Genomic DNA, 18,642 nt, shown 5'->3' on the forward strand with positions numbered 1-18,642 from the left:
GGCCGCAGAAGCGACGAGAATCGCCGCGAATACGGCAGCGGATTCCCCGTTTCAGTTTTTTCGCGCCGATCTCATGGGCGGCGGCCTATCAAATCGCGGACTTGTTTAAACTTTCCCTAGTTGACTGATACGGCCCGACGAGCGGACCAAATAGGCGGGTCTTCTATCCAGTGCGCAACAGTGCCACGCTTAAACGTACCCCTTCGTTTGGCCTGCACGAGAAGCCGGCTGTTCCCGTGCTTCAAGGCGCGGCGTTCACCAGCTCGTCGTACACCGCGATCGTGCTGGCGATCACGATCTGCTCGTCGAACTGCGCCAGTGCCTTCGCGCGCGCGGCGGCCCCGTACTTCGCGCGCAAGGACGCGCTGTCGTGCAGGCGCGCGATGGCGTCGGCCAGCGAGGCTGCATCCCGTGCCGGCACCAGGAGTCCATCGACGCAATGGGTCACGACCTCCCGGCACCCCGGCACGTCGGTGGTCACCAGTGGCAATCCGCAGGCCGCCGCTTCGATCAGCCCCTTCGGCAAGCCCTCCCGATAACTGGGGAGCACGACGCAATCCACCGAGCGGTAAAGGCCCGGCATGTCCTCCACTTGGCCCAGCCATTCAACGATGCCTTCGCGCACCCACTCGGACAGGACCGAAGTCGGCGCGGCGGCGGGGTTCCCGGCGTCGGGTTCGCCTGCGATGAGGAACTGGATCTGCCTTCTCTGCCGCAGCAGTTGGCGCGCCGCCTCGACGTACTCTGCCAGCCCCTTGTCCCAGAGGAGGCGCGCCGGCAGGAGCACGCGGAACTTTCGCGGGGTGGAGCCATCGGGGCCGTCGGCGGGCGCGAACCGGATGCAGTCGACCCCCGAACCCGGAATCAGGCGGACGCGCTTCGGATCGACCAGGCGCGATGCCGCGAACAGCCGCACGTCATCCGGGTTCTGCAGGATCAGTCGTGCCGTATGCCCATCGAGCGCGAAGCGCATCAGGGCGCTGACCACCGGCCTGAGCAGCCGGGCCTTGAGGTCTTTGCTCGTGAAGACATAACCCATGCCGGCGACCGCATTCACGCGCGCGTGGACTCCGGCCAGACGCGCGGCGAGCGAGCCATACACGGCGCACTTGATCGTGAAGCCATGCACGATGTCCGGACCCTCGTGGCCGAACAGGCTGCGCAGCCACAAGACCAGCAGCAGCTCGCGCAGCGGATTGAGGCTGCGTCGCTCCATCGGCGCGGGCTGCCAGCGGAATCCGAGTTCCTCCAGGCGCTTGCCGTAAGGCCCCGGCGGCGAGACGAGCAAGACGTCGTGCCCCTGCTTCCGCAGCGCCGAAATCAGCGACCTGCGGAAGTTGAAGAGGTACCAGTCGGTATTGGCGAACAGGATGATTTTCATCGTGCGAAGGTGCTGTCGAGCCAAGCCTGGAACATGAGCACCGCCCACAGGCGCCCGCTGCGGTCGTAAGCGCCGCTCAGGTGTTCCTTCCAGGCCCGACGCACGGGAACGGGGTCGAGGAATCCATCCCGCCGGAGTCGTTGCTCGTCGAGAAGGTGTTCCGCCCACTCGCGCAGCGGTCCCACGAGCCACTGGCCCACGGGAATCGAAAAACCGGTCTTGGGCCGCTCGATCAGCTCGCGCGGCACGCGGCGGTACAGCACTTGTCGCAGGGCCCACTTGCCGTGGTTGCCGCGGATCTTGAGCGAGACCGGCAGGCGCCACGCGAGCTCGGCCACGCGGTGGTCCAGGAACGGCACGCGCGTCTCCAGGCTCGTCGCCATCGCTGCGCGGTCGACCTTGCACAGGATGTCGTCCGGCAGGTAGGTCATCGCGTCCCAGAACATCATGCGTGACGCGGCTTCGCCGCCGGCGTGCGATGAGGGCGCTGGCAGGGCCGGGAAACTCGTTTGGGCTGCATGCACGCCGTACACCAGGTGCCGTTCGCGATGCCATTCGGTTGCCAGATTGGCGTAGAGGTCGTTGATGCTCTGGGCGCCGTGCAGCGCGTTGGCGAGCTTGTGCAGCTTTTCGCCCGGCCGGACCACGCCGGAGCGAAGCAGCCAGCGGTTCCATGTTCCCGGCGCAGCCCGATGCACGCCGGCCATCAGCGCGTCGCGCAGGCGCGACGGCACGAAACGCACGCGGCTCCAGATCCGCGGACCCCAGAAGTACCGATTGTAGCCGCCGAAGAGTTCGTCGCCCGCGTCGCCGGAGAGCGCGACCGTCACATGCTGCCGCGCGGCGCGGCAGACCAAGTGCGTCGGGATCTGCGACGAGTCAGCGAAGGGCTCGTCGAACATCGCCGGCAGCAATGGGATGACGGCGCGCGCTTCGGCGGCTGTCACGAAGAGCTCGTGGTGCTCGGTGCCGAGGTGGCGCGCCACGGCGCGCGCGTGCTGCGACTCGTCGTAGTCCGCTTCCTCGAATCCGACCGTGAACGTCTTGATCGGCGTGTGCGCCTGTTCCTGGAGCATCGCCGCGATCGTGGACGAGTCGACGCCCCCGGAGAGGAATGCGCCGAGCGGAACGTCCGACAGCGACTGCAGCCGGACGGCTTCCTGCAGTTGGGTGTCGAGGCGGTCGAGCGCATCCGCCTCGTCGGTGAGCGGGTCGGACATGCCGGCGGCCGCGGCATCCGCGAGCGACCACCAGCGGTGCACCGTCACGCTTCCATGGGGTTCCGTCTCGGTGATCGGTCGTGGAGGTGGCCGCCCTGGCGGCATGCCCCGAACCGCGAGAAGGCAGCCAGGCTCCAGCTTGTACACACCCTCGAAGATGGACAGCGGCGCCGGGACGTACATGAATCGCATGTACTGTGCGACCGCTTCGCGGCACACGGCGTTCGTAAAGCCCGGGAAGGCGCGCAGGGCTTTCAACTCGGACCCGAAGACAAAGCATCCGTCGGGTGCGCCCGCCGCCCAGCCGTAGTAGAGGGGTTTTTCCCCGAATCGGTCGCGGGCGAGATACAGGGTCTGCTCCTGTTTGTCCCACAACGCCATGGCGAACATCCCCACGGTCATGGTGAGGGTCGCCTCGATTCCCCAGCACTCGAAGGCGGCGAGCAGCGTCTCGGTATCCGAGTGACCCCGCCACTGCGGGGCCCGAAGCTCGCGCTCAAGACGCGTGCGCAACTGCTGGTGATTGTAGATTTCCCCGTTGAAGGCAATCTGGTAGCGGCCCGACGCCGATTGCATGGGCTGCGCGCCTGCCTCGCTCAGGTCCAGGATCGAAAGGCGCCTGTGCCCCAGGGCGACCGTGCCCGTGGAGTTGTGCCAGTACCCGGCGGAGTCGGGGCCGCGATGAACGAGGGCGTCCGCCATTCGGCGCACGAGAGCCAGCCCCGTAGCGGATGTCTCCGAAGGGGAAACCCTGAAATATCCCGTGATTCCGCACATGTCCGGCGCCGCCTATCGAAGATCGCGATACGTACGCATCCGGCCCGAACGACGCACGATGTAGTCGTGAAGGAACGAAGAGCGAAGCAGGCGATTTTCAGTTTCGCACACATCCGTGATCCAGCACTGGGTCCGCAGCTCATCGTCGACGACAGCCGGGTGCACCATCAGTTCCACCGTCCCATGCGAGTAGGCATCGAGCAGTTGCGCATACGAGTCTGTCGTCAGCTGCGATACCGGCACGGGAAGGTCGAAGACGCTGCACAATCCGTCGTTCGAAGCGACCGACTCGGGGCGAAGGGCTTGGCACCTGCGCGTCATCCTCGCGAGGGTGAACTCACTCACCCGGCGCCGCAGCGGCTGCTTGCCTGCCTGCCCCGGCCAGCGCCAGGTGAGTCGGATCGGCAGCCCCTCGCGCTCGGCCACCCGCGCGAACACGCGGAAGACCTGCGGCACCGCATGCACGTGCTGGTGCGAGTCGAAGTGTGTCGGGTGAAGACCGAGCGACTTCATGCGCTGCAGTTGCGCGTGCAGTTCGGCTTCGACGTGCTCGGCGCGGACCTTCCCAAGCAAGATCCGTTGTAGCAGGACCTTCCTCGTGAGCAGATTGCCATCGGCATCAACCAGGCTTTGGACCTGTGCCTCGGGCGCCAATGGCCGGCCAGTAGTCAAGTTGAAGTGCAGTCCGACACCCAGAGAGGGGTGCCGGCGGGCGATCTCGCCGGCATGCTCGCAGGCGCCTGTGTTGCACATCAGCGTCGTGCTGGTGACCGACCCTGCAAGATGGCAGGCCAGCACAGCCTCGTTCACTCCCTCCGTCAGGCCGAAGTCATCAGCGTTGACGATCACCGTCAGGGGCATCCCATCACTCATTCAGAAGTCGCTGGCAGAAAGGTTGAGGTGCCTTACGTCCGCGCCATCGACTCGCGGCTCGCACGTGAAGAAGTACGGCAGAATCTTTCTGGCGGGCAGCGGCACGAACGTGCGCGGGAGCTCGCGCTTTGCGCTCGCGGGTATGCAGCAGACGGTGAGCGTGGGCAGCAGGGTGGTTGCCGCCCGCAGGTAGGCGTCTGGAATCCATTGGTCGATGAGAAGGTTGAGTCCGTGGCGCATCGGCTTGGCCACCTGAAACCCGATCTGCTCGCCTTCGTGCAGCACAACTTGGGTCTTGTAGCCGGCACTCGGCTGGTCGAAGTAGCGCCAGCGCATGTATTCCTGCGAAAGGTCAACCTTCCAGTAATCCCGCGAGGCCGCTCGCCTGCAGAGTGCCTCGGTCACACCGGCGAGATCCCCGGCGTCATGGACCAGCCGGGCTTTGAATCCACGAGCATGAATCAAGGGAACGGCCATCATCGGTCGCAGCACCTCCTGGAAGTGCACGCGCGCGCGCTGCCAGGTCTTGAGGGCCTGCGCATTCGGATGACCGACCAGCGCGCCGTGTCGAACGCCGATGCTTTCCCTGGCTGCCGAAATCATGCGCGCAAAGAGATGCTTGCCCTGGTGGGCGGGGTCAACCAAGGCGTTGACAGCATAGTGGGCCGGCATCCTTTCCGCCGCGCGACGGAACGTGACGGGGATCAATGCCATGAAGGCGACCCAGCGTTCGCCGTGCGACACACAAACCATCATAGCTTTCCCGAACGGATTGGCTCCGTAGAGCCACTCCAAGTATTCCCTTCGCATGAGCCTGTCTTCGGGCTCGAAATAGGTGCCGAACAGCGCGAAGAGCTTCTCGAGCTGGCTGCTTTCGTAGGGTGCGATCTGGACGTTGTACAACGTTATGGGCCCGTTCTCTCGTTCGAGATCAGTGGAAGCACCCGACGGAAGCGGCGAGACAGGAACTGTAGTCTCGCCATGCGTCGGCATTGTTCGCAAATTCGAGCCAGCCCCAGAGGATGAACGCATTCATCAGCAGCAGCAGTACGTGCACCAAGCGGGCCTGCAGGACTAGCGGAGCGGCCGACAGGGCGAACATTTGCACCGGGGTGAAATACAGGAGGAAGCGGTCGATGCCGGTCAGAGAGACCGGAAGAAAGGGAAACAACACGAGGCTGACAATTGCCATCCGAAACAAGGTCGGATCAAGGAGGCCTGCACGGGCGAACCTCTTGTTCATCAGGACATAAAGCGCGCCAGGGCCGACGACGAGCAGGGCGTGGTAGACCGCGCCAGCGGACTCCAGGTTCTCCTGCACGTACGAGCTGACATAGTAGTCTTGATTCGGTCCGAACACGGTCAGTCCGACGGCAAGTGCGCCCAATCCCACTACGAAGAGGCGGATCGGTTGCTGTCTGCTGTCGATCACGATTAGCGAAACGAGCAGGATAGCGCTCGCGTGGAATGTGGAAGCGAGTACGATCAGGAAGATCTTCTGAACATATCCCGCGGAGTCCCACCTCCCGAGAAGGAACATGAACACGCCAATGGCGGCAGCTTGGCGGATGCCGCTCATGCCGACTACAACGATCAGGTAAGGCGTGGCGACGGCGATCGCCAAGAACTTGTCGGGACACTTCTTGTACGCGAAGTAGAACAGCCCTCCCAAGAAAATTGAAGCGTGGACCAGATTCACGAAGTTGATTCCGAGGCCTGTCTCGTAAGCAATCCAGTTGATCAGGAAGAACGCCGGTTCACGGGCGAAGTCCAGCGCTGTCAGGCTTGCACCCGAAAGCGCCGTGTACAACTCCAGATAATTGGACCAATCTCGGCCGACCCGATCTCGCAATCCCACTACGCCCACGAAGAAGACGAACAGGACAATCAGGGCAGCCTTGATGTTGCCCGCGCGTCGGACACCTACCGCAGAAAACGCGGAGATGGATCCGAGAAGAGCCCAGTAGATCGCCATGGGGCAGGAATGGTTCAGGTCGTTGCGTACAGAAGGCGTTGCCATCTCGCGGCGATAGCGCTGAATGAATAGCGGCTGAACGCGTCGTCACGGAAGCGACCTGCCTTGCAATCGATCGCCGGGTCATGGATTGTTCGCTGCAAGGCTGCCGCCAACGCCGGCACGTCTCCGATCGGGACGACATGTTCAGGGTAACCCCGGAGGATTTCCCTGGGTCCATCCGCCGCGAATGCCAAGGGCACCGCGCCGTGGGACATCGCTTCCGGTAGCACCATTGAGAATACCTCGGAGATCGATGGGATCATCACGATTCTTGCGCGGCGATACCAATCGTCGATAGCCTGAGTGGCCGGAACCAGGCGAATGTAGTCGGCGGCGCCGTGGTGCAGGATCAGTCGTTGCAGTTCTTCTCCTTCGCTGCCATTGCCGACTATGACTGCCTGCCATCCAGCTTCCCTTATCTTCGCAGCGACGCAGGCCTCGATGAAATAAGCAAAGCCCTTCCGCTTGATTAGATGGCCGACGCCGAGGATCAGATTCTCTTTTGCCGGAGCGTGTTCGGAATTCCCCGATGCGCTCAGAACGGGGTTCGGAACGAGTTCAACATTACGCGCGAACCGCCCGTAGTAGTCCATCTCGGAACTGTTCAGAAGGAGCAACTTGTGCGCGGTGGGGTAAATCCACCGTCGCATCAGCCGAATCCATCCGGGGAATTGGTCATGGCAAAAGTGCTCTGACAGAATCAGTCGGGTGCGGCTTCCGAGGAGCGCAACAGCGGCACACAAATTCTCGTGGGCCCAGAACGAGAGCACATAGTCGTAGCCACGCGAGCGCACTGCCACCAGATTGAGGAGCAGATTCAGCGGAGATATGGCTGCGAACCACTGGTGAGCCGGCACCAGCCGGGCCTCGGGGGACAGAGGATAAGTCGAACCCCGATACGGCTTCACGTGAAGAACGTGGACTTCGACCCCTTCCAGGCATTGGAACATGTACGTCAAGTTCGCGATGACGCGGTTGACGCCACCGCCATCCGAGAGATCCGATGTGACTAGCAGGATCTTCATGGCCCGGCGAGGAGATCTGTGTATTCCCGCGCGATCCGGGCAGGCTCGAATTGTTTCGCGAAAGCTATGCACTCGGTGTTCCGTTCCAGCGAGCTTCTGCAGGCTTGGTACTCGATGCCTCTAGCGAGGGCCTCTGGGTCGCCCACGCGGACCAGAACACCGTGCGCGGTGGGCAGAAAACCTTCCTGGAATTCGATCTCCTGCTCGACGTCTAAGTGCGGCGCCAGCAATTCTCGCGGGCCGCTGACGCAATCGGTTGCCACAACCGGAATGCCGGATGCGAGGGATTCCACGACGGAGTTGGGAAAGCCTTCCGTGTCGGAACAAAGCAGTGTCATTGCGCACCCGCGCAGGATTTCCCCAGGTTCGTCGGTCCAACCGTGCATCACGACCCTGTCGCCCAGGTTCAGTTCAGCAACCATGGATCGGATCGCTTGTTCCTGGGGCCCTTCTCCCATGATGTGGAGTACGTAGTGACCAGGACGACTCTCTTTGAGAATTCGCATGGCTCGGAGCGCCAAGTCATGGCGCTTCACAGGGTGGAGGCGGGCCACCATGCCTATGTGCACCGTCGTCGGTTTCTGTGACACGCTGCCCCCACTGGATGCGAGCGAGGTCCCAGTGTGCACCGGGTTGTAGATGGTGATGACGGAGTTCTTCCTGAACTTCCACAGCCGCTGGTAATCGGCGGTCATTCGCTTTGAGACGCAGATCGTTCGATACGCCAATGGGAAGAACAGTCCTTCCGCCATCAACAGAAAAGTCCGGCCGATACCCCTCTTGCGGTAATAGTCTACCGAGGCGTGCGAAACGCAGAATGCCCTGTGATGCGGCATCACCACCGCGAGCGCAATGTTGATAAGGTTGCTGCGTGTGAGGTTGCTGAGAAGAAAAGTGTGTTTGGTCCCCGACGCTTCGAGTGTGCGCCGTGTCCACCACAGCCCCCGCAGCAATTCGCCGACCGAATGGAGCCAACCCTTCGGGAACGGCTTGTCGCTCATCGTCAGCAGCTTGACCTTCTCATTGAGCTCATAGCCAATGTTTCGACGCAGGAGTAGGAGGGTGACCGAATGACCCTGCCGGGCCAGCTCGTTAGCCAACGTCACCACGATCTTCTCGGCGCCGCCGCGGCCGATGCAATCAATGAGTATGTGGATATCGCTCATGGACAGAACGCCATCACGCGCCCGGGGTTCCGCTGGCGCGCATTTCCGCGCCCTGGGGCCCTTGAAAGGTGGTGGACAGCCCCAGCAAATCGAGTTTCGCGTCTACCAGTTGTTTGAACTCGGCGAAGCGGAAATCGCCGACACGTTCCGAATTCTTCTTCTTGGCGTGAGGCGCATAGCGCTCGAACGGATACGGCCCGGGCAGCTCTGGGGCCTTGTGCAGATAGTGCATAAACATGAAATCGCCTACTTCGGCCACCCGTTCCGGGGTGACCCGCAGCATGTCTGCGTTCACGAGGAAATTCAAGTACTCATCCTTGGAGCGCGCCTCGAACGTGAACCCGAACGACGAGGTTGGATTGTCTCCACACGTGATCACCGGAACACCGAAATAAGAAAACTCGGCAGCAACGGACCCATACACGGTCAGGATGCAAGCGGGCCGCATGCTCACGATTGCGTTGTTCGACGTCTCTGCTGGGAGCAATTTCGCGAACGGATATTCGGTGAGAATCTGCTGGATCACCGCGTCCTCAGCGGGGAAGCGATTGGGATGGGGTTTGATCAGGATTTCTAAACGGGCCTGGAACTCCGGCGATCGGCAGGCCTCGAGCGTCTCCCGCGCCCACTCCAGAAAGTCGGGAAATACCATGGCCGCATACACGTGGGGACTGTCGAAGAAGCTGTGGAGCATCATTACCACGGGTTTCTTGTCGGGCGCGACTGCCACCCGGACGGCTGTCGCATCACCCGCATAAGCCGACGATGCCATGTACGAAATCCCGGGGTCGATTTCGCCGCCCACGCGCCGTCGGAGCAGTTCCATCCCCTCTTTGCGTCCACGGGCCCGCACTGCCTCGGGAAGGGCGCCGAATTCCTGCTTGTAGCGGCTATGGTCGGTCGTCTGGAGACCTCGGTTGCCATTGACGTCGTGAAGCGGGATCGATCGCGAATTGTAGGTGACGAATACCTGCGCTCCGCGCAGGCGCGCATAGTCGCTGAGGATCTGCCAATTGTTGTAGACGCAATGGCCCAGCACGACCATCTTGACGTGGTGGTGCTCGAAATACTCTGCCACGCAGCGGAGCGTGATGAAGGCCTCGAAGACGATGCGACGGAAAAGAGGCGATGCGGTGTCCACGGTGGGTTCTAGGGCCTCTCGCAAGTAGCTGTCGTAGATCGACACGCCAATCTTCACGCCGAGGAGTTGGTACTTGAGAACCTCCTCCTTCGTGCATGCCGTCGCAAAGAATACGCGTGTGTCCCGCGCCGCCGTCCTGCGAATACGGCTATCGACGAGCGCCGCGTCGAGGCCGTGACCCATGCCCAGTTCACGGGCCATGCGATATCCCCGGGAAACGAGGAACGCAGCCCGGCGCCCCAGAGCGCGATACAGAAGCTGTCTGCGGGGTGTGAAGCCCGGCACGTACGCGACTGGCTGGTATTGAAGGCGGTCGCAGAAGTAGCGGGCAAATGCGAATTGCTCGAGCCCCTCGCACAAATTATCGGCGATGTCGACCAGCACCTCAGGGGAACCTGGCTCCGCTGCTGGCAAGTGCAACTCGTGCTTCAGCTTGCGGTACACATTGTGCTCGTAAAAGCGGAGCTGCAGGTTGTCAAGGAGATGACGCATAAGAAAGCGGAAAAAACGGAGTTCAGCAACGACGCGGCGCGAGGAGCGCGAACCACGGCATGGGCTCGCACCGGTGCGCAGCCCACCACGTGGCACCCAAGCGGAAGGCCATGCCCGCAGCATATGCGATGGCGGCGCCCTTTAAACCCAGCATCCGGACCAGGATGAGGAGAAGCAGGAGATAAACTGACGCAGAGACTACTGTCACGAGCGACAGCACTCCGGTGCGCTTTGCATACATCAGGTAGTTGCTCAACAGGGCATACATGCCCATGAAGCATTGTCCGAGTACGAGCCAGCCAAGCACTTCGCCGCCCCCTGCGTAACGCTCGCCGGCGATCATAACGACGATAGGGGGACCGACCAGAAAGGCAACGCCCGCGCCAACCAGGAACAGGAGGAACCATGCATAAGTGGAGCGGACAACACGGGCCCGTTCTGTCTCGTCGCCGCGGGCCAGGCACTCGAACAACCAAGGGGTGTACGCTTTGCCGACGGCGTCGAACAAAAGGGAAACCACCCCGGCCAGTTGGGCCGCAACCACGTAAATGCCGGCGTTGGTCAGCCCGAGTTCGGTGGTGATGACCACCCGGTCGATCGAAAACAGCACGAACGCGGAGAGAACGTGGGGAATGAGAGGCACGCCGTAGGCGATCAGCTCCTTGAGGAACTGGGGGCGCCACGAGAGCAGCGAAATGGCGCCGTCCCTCCGCAGCACGAGGAGCCCCGCCGCTGCGAAGACCACCACTGAGAGTGACTGCGCGGTGATCCTTCCGGCGGCGCCAAGCAGTAATACGGTCACGAACAGCAGCGAAAGGACCACGTTGGAGACGCTTTGGCCGACCTGGAACGCACCGTAGCTTGCCGCGCGCCCACGTACTTGCCACATCGTCAGCCGTATCTGGATCAGAACGCTGCCCATAGCCACTGGTATCGCCCAGGGTATCCACTTTGCGTCGAGACCCAGGAACCCGCCCAGCGGGGAGGAGAAAGGCAGCAGCAGCGCCAAGACGATTAGGCTGACGATGACCAAGAGTTGCACGCAGGCGCCGAGGAAATCGCGCGCGTCCGGGGAAGACAGATCGGGTTCGTAGTACTTGCGGGTAAGCGCGGCCGCCATTCCGACCCCGATGACAGCCCCTATCGCCCCGACGAGGGTCTGAAACATCGCGACCCGCCCATATTCCGCAGGGGAGAGGTAGCGGGTGAGGACCGGCAGCAGCGCGAATGGGATGGCCGCGTTTAGCACGTTGGTCAAGAGGTAGACCGCCGAAGTAGAAACGAGCTTGGGCGAAGGAGTCTTTGCTCGGCACGCCACAGCGGGCTCGCTAGTCTGCTCTTCCAATGTGACCTCTTTCATAGGTGTACGGAACTGCGCGAATCAGTACGCCAGCTCAGCGGTCTTCGAGTCTTGCCAGATCCACCGGCGTGTTGGCAGGCTGATCGAACTTGACCCGGCGGCCGATCACCTGGTCCAAGAATTTCGGGGCGGCGCCGAAGCCGGGACGAACGCTGCGAACTGCGTCGGCGGTCACGAGTTCCCCTGCCTTGAGGCTCTTCACGAAATACAGCGAGCGACGGAACTTCACGTTGCCGATCTCGCTCGACTTGCGGCCGTAATCTATATGGCCCAAGGCCTCCCAAGCGGTGCGTGCTGCACGGCACAGGTCCGCGAGTTCGCCGGGCAGCAGGGAAAAGCTGTCGTCGGGACCGCCGCCGTGGCGGTCGAGCGTCATGTGTTTCTCGATGAGGCAGCCACCGAGCGCGACGCTCGCGATGGCAGTGGTGTTGTCGAGTGTGTGGTCGGACAAGCCGGCAAGCACGCCGAACCGCTCGATCATGTCGGGAATCGTGCGCAGGTTGTAGTCGCCGGCGGGCGCGGGGTAGCTGCTGACGCAGCGCAGGATGGCTAGTTCGCGGCAGCCGCCTGAACGCGCAGCCTCGATGGCCTCGCCGATCTCCTCAGCATTAGCCATGCCCGTCGAGATGATCATCGGCTTGCCGGTGCGAGCGACATAGCGGATGAGTGGAAGGTCTACCGCCTCGAAGGATGCAATCTTGTACGCGGGTGCACCGAGGCTTTCCAGTAAGTCCACGGCAGTCGAATCAAACGGTGAACTGAAGATCGTGATGCCGGCTTCCCGAGCGTGCCTGAACAAGGGTTCATGCCATTCCCAAGGCATCTGAGCCTCGGTGTACAGGTCGTAAAGTGTCCGACCTCCCCAGAGGCCACCTTCGATGAGGAAGTCCGGATCGCTGCTGTCGAGGGTGATGGTGTCAGGCCTGTAAGTCTGAAGCTTCACTGCGTCCGCGCCAGCCTTCTTCGCTTCGCTAATGATTCGCAGCGCGTTCTCGAACTGTCCGTTGTGGTTCGCCGACATTTCGGCGATCACGTAAGGCGGCTGGTCGGGTCCGATGGCCCGGCCCTGGATGCGGATGGGATTCAGTGGCTTGGACATTGGGCTTGGATGTGGATGGCCACTCAGGAGACCACCGGATATCCGTCCACTTCCTTGAAGAGGATGGAGGTGGAGACGCGCTCGCCCGGGTCTTCGTCGAAGAACGGCCGCCGGTGCGAGAACGAGTGCTTCGCCATCAGGTAGTACAGCCCGCTCGACGTATAGATGTCGGAGTAGTCCTGCTTGGCGGAGAACACTCCTTCGCGGTGGGTGTAACGTCGCTTCTGGCGTAGGCCCGGATCGAAGTCCGTGATAGCCAGGAATCCGCCAGGCCTGAGCACCCGGTCGGCTTCGGCCAGCGATTGCATTAGGGACTCACGCCCGAACAGGTACAGGCAGAAGCCAAAGTGGATCAAGTCGAAGGTGGCCGCCTCAAATGGGAGCCTCTCTCCCGTACCTACTTGGAGGCGGATATCAACCGACTTGATGCGGGCATTTCCCTCATCGACCGCCATACGAGACGGCTCAATGCCGTCGCCGCGGGCGGCAAGGCGGTCGCACAGAGCTTCGAGCTTGATGCCGCTGCTGCAGCCAATTTCCAGGACGCGGACGATCCGGTCGCGGAATGGCGAGAGGGCGTCTGAAAGGAAAGCGACGTCTTCCTGCTCGCCGGCGACGTCCGGCGGTGGCAGGTGCTCCCGATTGCGGCGATACCAGGCATCGCCCTCGTCGCGCAGAAACAACGCATCCTGATTCATGGGCATCCTCAGTTCAGACGCTTGAAACCCGCATGGCACACCGGGCCCTTCAGCAGTCCCATCACGTCGCGGCCGTCCTCACACTCGCGAATGAGCGCCAAAACCGAGTCCAGGGCCTCGAAGTAGCCGTCGAGGACGGCTGGGGTGTGCTCGGTGCACACATACACACTGTTGCCGGCGAGGTAACCCTTGGACAACATCTCTTGGGTGATCAGGGTCTTGTAGGCGAGATTTTGCGGGCTCTGGAAGGTGAAGCCCGTCAGCGCCGGCAGCCCCCAGTGCTCGATCTTCAGGCCGTGGCGGTCCGCCAACTGCTGCCAGCGGCCGCGGATACGCTGGCCTGTGGCAGTGATCGTGTCCCACGAGCGGACGCGCTCCATCACCTCCAGCGTCTTCAGCGCCGCCGAGGGCCCGATCCGCTCAGTCCAGAAGGTGCTGCTGATGAACGTGGACTGTGCCGCTTCCATGATTTCGCGACGGCCGATGGTGGCGGTGATTGCATAGCCGTTGCCCATGGCCTTGCCGAACATCGCCATGTCCGGCTCGACCCCGTACAACTTGTGGATGCCGCCAAAGGTCTGGCGGAAGCCCGAGGTGCACTCGTCGAAGATCAGGACGATGTTTCGGCGTGTGGCCAGTGACCGCACTTTGTGCAGGAAGTCGTTCTCCGGCCCCTGGTTGCGCACCACTTCCATCTTGATCACGCCGATGTCGTGCGTGCTGACAAGGTCCTCGAGCTCCTGGTAGTTGTTGTAATTGAAGGGGAAGACGGTGCCGCGCAGGCTCTGCGGAACGCCGTTAGGAGCAAGGCCTGGCAGCAAATGCCCGGCCAGGTTCTCGGCGTCTACGAGGTTGGCGGACAGATACCAATCGTGCCAACCGTGGTAGCCGCACACTGCCACCTTTTCGCGACCACTCGCCGCACGCGCGATGCGGATCGCAATGGCGTTGGCTTCGCCTCCGGTGCGGGCCAGCCTTACCATGTCCGCCCACGGATGCAGTTGTACGAGCTTCTCGGCCAGAAAAACCTCTTCCGGACAATTGAACGTCGACATGTTGCCCGCGTCGACGGTGCGGTGCACCGCCGCGTCTACCTCCGGATGTCCATAGCCGAGAGTGTTGGTACCGATGCCCATGATCGAGACGTCGGTATATGCCCTTCCGTCCAGGTCCCATACTTGGCAACCCTTCGCCTTGCTGAAATAGGCGGGCCACTGTTCGGGGAGAAACATCTCTGCACGCTTGGACAGCAGCATGTTCCCTCCCGGAATCACCCGCTTTGCGTGGCTCCAGAGCTTTTGCCCGGTGGCAATCAACGCCCCTTCGTCGCTGGACGTCTTCTCGCTGGTCGTGAACACCTCCGTCTTCGTTTGCCGGAGTTCCAGTTGCTGCGCCTGGAGGGCCGGATACATCAGGTTCAGGCGCTCGAAGTCTTCCGGCGTGTCGATGTCGTGCACCCGCGAGCGCGGGATGGGGATCACGCGCGAGTGGCTTTCGAAAATGGGGCTCAGCGCGCTCCACGCGTCCGCGCGGCCCCAGTAGAACTGCGCGGCGTCGTGCCAGCCGCACTCGAGATCCTGCGAACGCGCCTGGGCGAACTCTGGCGAGAACATCCGGACTCCCCCTTCGTGGTCCACGCGCAGCGCTCGCTGGATCGGGTAAGGGAAGGTTGTCGCCGAGAACACGTACTCGCAGCCCGAGCTGCGAAGCAACTCCCAGCCCCGCCGGATGTCTTGCGGATCCAGGGTCGGCGCCGTCGCGTAGATGCAGCAGACGTCCTGGGCGTCCATACCGTCGCCACGTAACCAGTCCACAGCATGCTTGATCACTGCGGTTGTGCCGGTGTGCTCGTCGGACAGTTCCGCGGGCCGGATAAACGGCACGCTGGCTCCCCACGCACGTGCGATGTCAGCGGCCTCCTCGTCATCGGTGGAAACCATGACGTAGTCGAAGCAGTCGCTTCCGAGCGCGGCCTCGATTGACCAGGCGATCATCGGCTTTCCGTGGAACGGGAGGATGTTCTTGCGCGGAATCCGCTTGCTGCCAGCGCGAGCAGGAATGACGGCGACTCTCATGCGCAGACGGCCTCACGAAGTGCGGTGCACACCCGCACGAGTTCCGCCTCGCCGAGGGTGGGATACATCGGCAGGCTGATCGCCTCCCTGTAATAACGCTCCGCTTCCGGGTAGTCTCCGGGCCGGAACCCCATGGCCGCATACCAAGGTTGCGTGTGGACTGGGATGTAGTGCACGTTGACCCCGATGCCGTGCTCGCGCAGCGCCTCGAAGACTTCCTTGTGGCTGGCGCGGATCCGTTCCCGCTGCAAGCGCACCACATACAGATGGAACGCCGAGTACGTGTCGGGATGCTGCCAAGGCAGGGTGATCGGCAACCCGGCCAGTTCCCGCTCGTATTGCGCCGCCAGTTCATGCCTGCGGGAAACGTATCGTTCCAGTCGCTCCAACTGGCTCAGGCCTAACGCGGCCTGCAGCTCCGTCATGCGGTAATTGAACCCGAGCGCCACCTGCTGGTAGTACCACGGGCCGTCTGGCGCGTGACTCATCAGCGCCGGGTCGCGGGTCATCCCGTGGCTGCGCAGCAAGTCCAGTTTTCGTGCGAGTTCCGGGCTGTTGGTGAGCGCCACTCCGCCTTCTGCGGTCGTGATGATCTTCACCGGGTGGAAGCTGAACACTGTGATATCGCTGAAGCTGCAGCTGCCGACCGGCTGGCCCAGGTACCTGCCACCGATTGCGTGCGACGCGTCTTCGATGATCCTGAATCCGTAACGTTGCGACAAGGCATGGATCGCACGCATGTCGCAGGCCTGCCCCGCAAGATGCACGGGCACGACCACCTTGGGCAGGCGGCCTTCACGCGCGGCCTTCTCCAGTTTCGCCTCGAGCGCCTGCGCGCTCATGTTGTACGTACGGGGGTCGATGTCGACGAAATCGACCTGCGCGCCGCAGTACAGCGCGCAGTTAGCCGAGGCGAGGAAGGTGATGGGGCTCGTCCACAAGATGTCCCCGGTGCCCAGGCCCAACGCCAAGCACGCTATGTGCAGCGCGGAGGTGGCGCTGTTCACGGCCAGCGCGTGGGCCGCGCCGCAGCGTCTCGCCAGCTCGCGTTCGAAGCGGGGCACGACCGGCCCCTGCGTTAGGAAATCCGAGCGCAAGACATCAACGACTGCTTCGATGTCTGCCTGCGTGATCTCCTGGCGGCCGTACGGGATCATGTCAGATGTTCCCGATCTTCTCGCGATTACGGGCAACCCAGGCCTGCAGCTTCTCGGGCGTCATCCACTCGCTGTTGTTGTCGCTCGTGTAGCTGAATCCTTCGGCGACCTTGCGGCCATTCTTGATGCGGTTGCTGTCCAGGTTCCAACTGTGGATCGCAGGCAGGATCTTGAAGTGTTCCTCGTACTCGTAGGTGTAGTGGGAGTCCTCGGTGCCGATCATCTGCTCGTGCAGTTTTTCGCCCGGTCGGATGCCGATGATCTCGTGGTGCGCGTCCGGCGCGATTACCCGCGCGATGTCCGTCACCTTCATGGACGGGATCTTCTTCACGTAGATTTCGCCGCCCACCATGTCGTCGAATGCATGCCAGACGAGCTCGACACCTTGCTCGAGGGAGATCATGAAGCGCGTCATGCGCTCATCGGTGATGGGAAGGGTGCCCTTGTCCTTGATCGAGAGGAAGAAGGGAATGACCGAACCGCGCGAACCCATGACGTTGCCATAACGCACGACGGAGAAGCGCGTCTCGTGCCCCCCGGCGTATGAATTGCCGGCGACGAACAGCTTGTCGGAGGCCAGTTTCGTGGCCCCATACAGGTTGACGGGGCTGCTCGCTTTGTCGGTGGAGAGCGCCACCACACGCTTCACCTTGCGGTCGATGCACGCGTCGATGAGATTCATCGCGCCGATGACGTTCGTCTTCACGCATTCGAACGGGTTGTATTCCGCCGTGGGTACGATCTTCGTGGCAGCGGCGTGCACGACGTAGTCGACCCCGTCGAGTGCACGGTACAGCCGCTCGCGATCGCGCACGTCGCCGATGAAGAACCGTACCCGGTCATCGTCCTGGAAGCGCTTGGCCATCTCCCACTGCTTCATTTCGTCGCGGGAGTAGATGATCAGTTTGCGTGGGTTGTACTTGGCCAGCGTCAATGGCACGAACGTGTGCCCGAAGGAGCCGGTACCGCCGGTGACGAGGATGCTGGCGTTCTGGTGCATGATTCCTGTAACTATGTTATTCAATGGCCCATCGGCTTGGGTGTTCGGCAGCGGATTCCGCAATGGGAGACGTCACCGGGGAGCCGAAAGGAAGCGCAGATACCACGGCATCGCCGAGGCGATGCCCGCCCGGATGTCGAACCGCGGCTCGTATCCGAGCAGCCGGCCCGCCTTGCCGACGTCGGCCTGCGAATGCCGCACGTCCCCGGCGCGGAAGTCCCGGTACACGGGAGCGCGATCGTACTGCACGCCGTTCTGCGCCAGCGCGCCACGCAGCGCTGCGTACAGGTCGTTCAGCGTGGTGCGGTCACCCACGGCCACGTTGTAGACCTGGTTGCGCGCCTCGTCGGAGCTCGTCGTGGCTGCCAGCAGGTTCGCCTGCACTGCGTTGTCGACGAAGCAGAAGTCGCGGCTCGTCTCGCCGTCGCCGTTGATGAAGACGTCCTGGCCCTGGATCATGGCGGCCGTCCACTTCGGCACGACCGCCGCGTAGGCACCCTCGGGGTCCTGGCGCGGCCCGAACACGTTGAAATACCGCAGGCCGACGGCCTGGAAGCCGTAGCTGCGCGCGAACACTTCCGCGTACAGCTCGTTGACGTACTTGGTCACGGCATAGGGCGACAACGGCTTGCCGATGCGTTCCTCGACCTTCGGCAGGCCCGGATGGTCGCCGTAGGTGGAACTGCTCGCGGCATAGGTGAAGCTGCGCACCTTCGCGTCGCGGGCGGCCACCAGCATGTTCAGGAAGCCGCCGATGTTGGTGCCGTCGGTGGTGATCGGGTCCGCGAGCGAGCGCGGCACCGAGCCCAGCGCCGCCTGGTGCAGCACGTGGTCGACTCCTTCCACGGCGCGGCGACAGTCGTCCAGCTTGCGGATGTCGCCCTCGATGAAGCGGAAACGGTCCCACTGCGCCGGGCTGACCAGCGACCGGACCTCGTCCAGGTTGCGCTTGTGGCCGGTGGCGAAGTTGTCGAGGCCGACGACGCGCTGGTCCAGGCGCAGCAGCGCTTCGAGCAGGTTGGAGCCGATGAAGCCCGCGCAGCCGGTCACGAGCCAGGTGCGGGGCTCGCGCGGCAGGCGCGCCAGCAGGTCCTCGTAGGCGGTCATGCGGTGCGGTTCCTCACAGGCGCCCGGCGGCGTGCGCACGATGTCCACCATCCG

General features: G+C 62.8%; 15 protein-coding genes. All 15 read right to left on the bottom strand.

Features of this window, described 5'->3' with window-relative positions; genetic code table 11:
* Positions 1-241: 241 nt before the first annotated feature.
* The 15 genes from WG923_RS07345 to WG923_RS07415 all read right to left on the bottom strand — a co-directional run bounded on the left by WG923_RS07345 (position 242) and on the right by WG923_RS07415 (position 18,588).
* On the bottom strand, positions 242-1,381 hold the full coding sequence (locus WG923_RS07345) for a glycosyltransferase family 4 protein (protein ID WP_340350295.1): 1,140 nt from the start codon (positions 1,379-1,381) through the stop codon (positions 242-244).
* Positions 1,378-3,378, bottom strand: coding sequence for an asparagine synthase (glutamine-hydrolyzing) (asnB, locus tag WG923_RS07350; RefSeq protein ID WP_340350296.1), 2,001 nt, complete (start codon positions 3,376-3,378; stop codon positions 1,378-1,380). Before asnB ends, WG923_RS07345 begins: the two co-directional genes overlap by 4 nt.
* A 12-nt stretch (positions 3,379-3,390) precedes the next feature.
* The gene (locus WG923_RS07355) at positions 3,391-4,239 is read right to left on the bottom strand and encodes a carbohydrate deacetylase (RefSeq protein ID WP_340350297.1); all 849 of its coding nucleotides are present in this window, start codon (positions 4,237-4,239) and stop codon (positions 3,391-3,393) included.
* A 12-nt stretch (positions 4,240-4,251) separates the two neighbouring features.
* Positions 4,252-5,154 (bottom strand): GNAT family N-acetyltransferase, encoded by a 903-nt coding sequence (locus tag WG923_RS07360; RefSeq protein WP_340350298.1) that lies wholly within the window; start codon positions 5,152-5,154, stop codon positions 4,252-4,254.
* A gap of 28 nt (positions 5,155-5,182) precedes the next feature.
* On the bottom strand, positions 5,183-6,226 hold the full coding sequence (locus WG923_RS07365; RefSeq protein ID WP_340350299.1) for an EpsG family protein: 1,044 nt from the start codon (positions 6,224-6,226) through the stop codon (positions 5,183-5,185).
* Positions 6,227-6,240: 14 nt separating this feature from the next.
* A complete protein-coding gene (locus WG923_RS07370; protein WP_340350300.1) occupies positions 6,241-7,293 on the bottom strand; it encodes a glycosyltransferase in 1,053 nt (350 codons plus the stop codon).
* Positions 7,290-8,459, bottom strand: a complete 1,170-nt coding sequence (locus WG923_RS07375) for a glycosyltransferase (protein WP_340350301.1) — start codon at positions 8,457-8,459, stop codon at positions 7,290-7,292. Before WG923_RS07375 ends, WG923_RS07370 begins: the two co-directional genes overlap by 4 nt.
* Before the next feature lie 13 nt (positions 8,460-8,472).
* Positions 8,473-10,044: a hypothetical protein gene (locus WG923_RS07380; RefSeq protein WP_340350302.1), complete on the bottom strand. Its 1,572-nt coding sequence runs from the start codon at positions 10,042-10,044 to the stop codon at positions 8,473-8,475.
* Positions 10,045-10,114: 70 nt separating this feature from the next.
* Entirely contained in the window at positions 10,115-11,452 is a 1,338-nt protein-coding gene (locus WG923_RS07385; RefSeq protein WP_340350303.1) for a lipopolysaccharide biosynthesis protein, read from the bottom strand.
* 34 nt (positions 11,453-11,486) lie between these two features.
* Positions 11,487-12,551 carry a pseudaminic acid synthase gene (gene pseI, locus WG923_RS07390; RefSeq protein WP_340350304.1) on the bottom strand — a complete coding sequence of 355 codons (1,065 nt, stop codon included), beginning with the start codon at positions 12,549-12,551 and terminating at the stop codon, positions 11,487-11,489.
* A gap of 23 nt (positions 12,552-12,574) precedes the next feature.
* A complete protein-coding gene (locus WG923_RS07395) occupies positions 12,575-13,249 on the bottom strand; it encodes a class I SAM-dependent methyltransferase (RefSeq protein WP_340350305.1) in 675 nt (224 codons plus the stop codon).
* A gap of 8 nt (positions 13,250-13,257) precedes the next feature.
* On the bottom strand, positions 13,258-15,324 hold the full coding sequence (pseF, locus tag WG923_RS07400) for a pseudaminic acid cytidylyltransferase (RefSeq protein ID WP_340350306.1): 2,067 nt from the start codon (positions 15,322-15,324) through the stop codon (positions 13,258-13,260).
* Positions 15,321-16,481, bottom strand: coding sequence for a UDP-4-amino-4,6-dideoxy-N-acetyl-beta-L-altrosamine transaminase (pseC, locus tag WG923_RS07405; protein WP_340350307.1), 1,161 nt, complete (start codon positions 16,479-16,481; stop codon positions 15,321-15,323). Before pseC ends, pseF begins: the two co-directional genes overlap by 4 nt.
* A 1-nt stretch (position 16,482) precedes the next feature.
* A complete protein-coding gene (gene pseB, locus WG923_RS07410; protein ID WP_340350308.1) occupies positions 16,483-17,481 on the bottom strand; it encodes a UDP-N-acetylglucosamine 4,6-dehydratase (inverting) in 999 nt (332 codons plus the stop codon).
* A gap of 72 nt (positions 17,482-17,553) precedes the next feature.
* On the bottom strand, positions 17,554-18,588 hold the full coding sequence (locus WG923_RS07415; RefSeq protein ID WP_340350309.1) for an NAD-dependent epimerase/dehydratase family protein: 1,035 nt from the start codon (positions 18,586-18,588) through the stop codon (positions 17,554-17,556).
* Positions 18,589-18,642 lie beyond the last annotated feature (54 nt).

It is taken from the genome of Ramlibacter sp. AN1133 (assembly GCF_037890035.1).
Lineage (GTDB): Bacteria > Pseudomonadota > Gammaproteobacteria > Burkholderiales > Burkholderiaceae_C > Ramlibacter.

Coding starts and splice junctions, on each gene's coding strand:
- WG923_RS07365 (WP_340350299.1), bottom strand. CDS start 6,226: ATGGCGATCTACTGGGCTCTTCTCGGATCCATCTCCGCGTTTTCTGCG.
- WG923_RS07355 (WP_340350297.1), bottom strand. CDS start 4,239: ATGCCCCTGACGGTGATCGTCAACGCTGATGACTTCGGCCTGACGGAG.
- pseC (WP_340350307.1), bottom strand. CDS start 16,481: ATGATCCCGTACGGCCGCCAGGAGATCACGCAGGCAGACATCGAAGCA.
- pseI (WP_340350304.1), bottom strand. CDS start 12,551: ATGTCCAAGCCACTGAATCCCATCCGCATCCAGGGCCGGGCCATCGGA.
- asnB (WP_340350296.1), bottom strand. CDS start 3,378: ATGTGCGGAATCACGGGATATTTCAGGGTTTCCCCTTCGGAGACATCC.
- WG923_RS07385 (WP_340350303.1), bottom strand. CDS start 11,452: ATGAAAGAGGTCACATTGGAAGAGCAGACTAGCGAGCCCGCTGTGGCG.
- pseF (WP_340350306.1), bottom strand. CDS start 15,324: ATGAGAGTCGCCGTCATTCCTGCTCGCGCTGGCAGCAAGCGGATTCCG.
- WG923_RS07395 (WP_340350305.1), bottom strand. CDS start 13,249: ATGAATCAGGATGCGTTGTTTCTGCGCGACGAGGGCGATGCCTGGTAT.
- WG923_RS07415 (WP_340350309.1), bottom strand. CDS start 18,588: ATGACCGCCTACGAGGACCTGCTGGCGCGCCTGCCGCGCGAGCCCCGC.
- WG923_RS07370 (WP_340350300.1), bottom strand. CDS start 7,293: ATGAAGATCCTGCTAGTCACATCGGATCTCTCGGATGGCGGTGGCGTC.
- WG923_RS07345 (WP_340350295.1), bottom strand. CDS start 1,381: ATGAAAATCATCCTGTTCGCCAATACCGACTGGTACCTCTTCAACTTC.
- WG923_RS07375 (WP_340350301.1), bottom strand. CDS start 8,459: ATGAGCGATATCCACATACTCATTGATTGCATCGGCCGCGGCGGCGCC.
- pseB (WP_340350308.1), bottom strand. CDS start 17,481: ATGCACCAGAACGCCAGCATCCTCGTCACCGGCGGTACCGGCTCCTTC.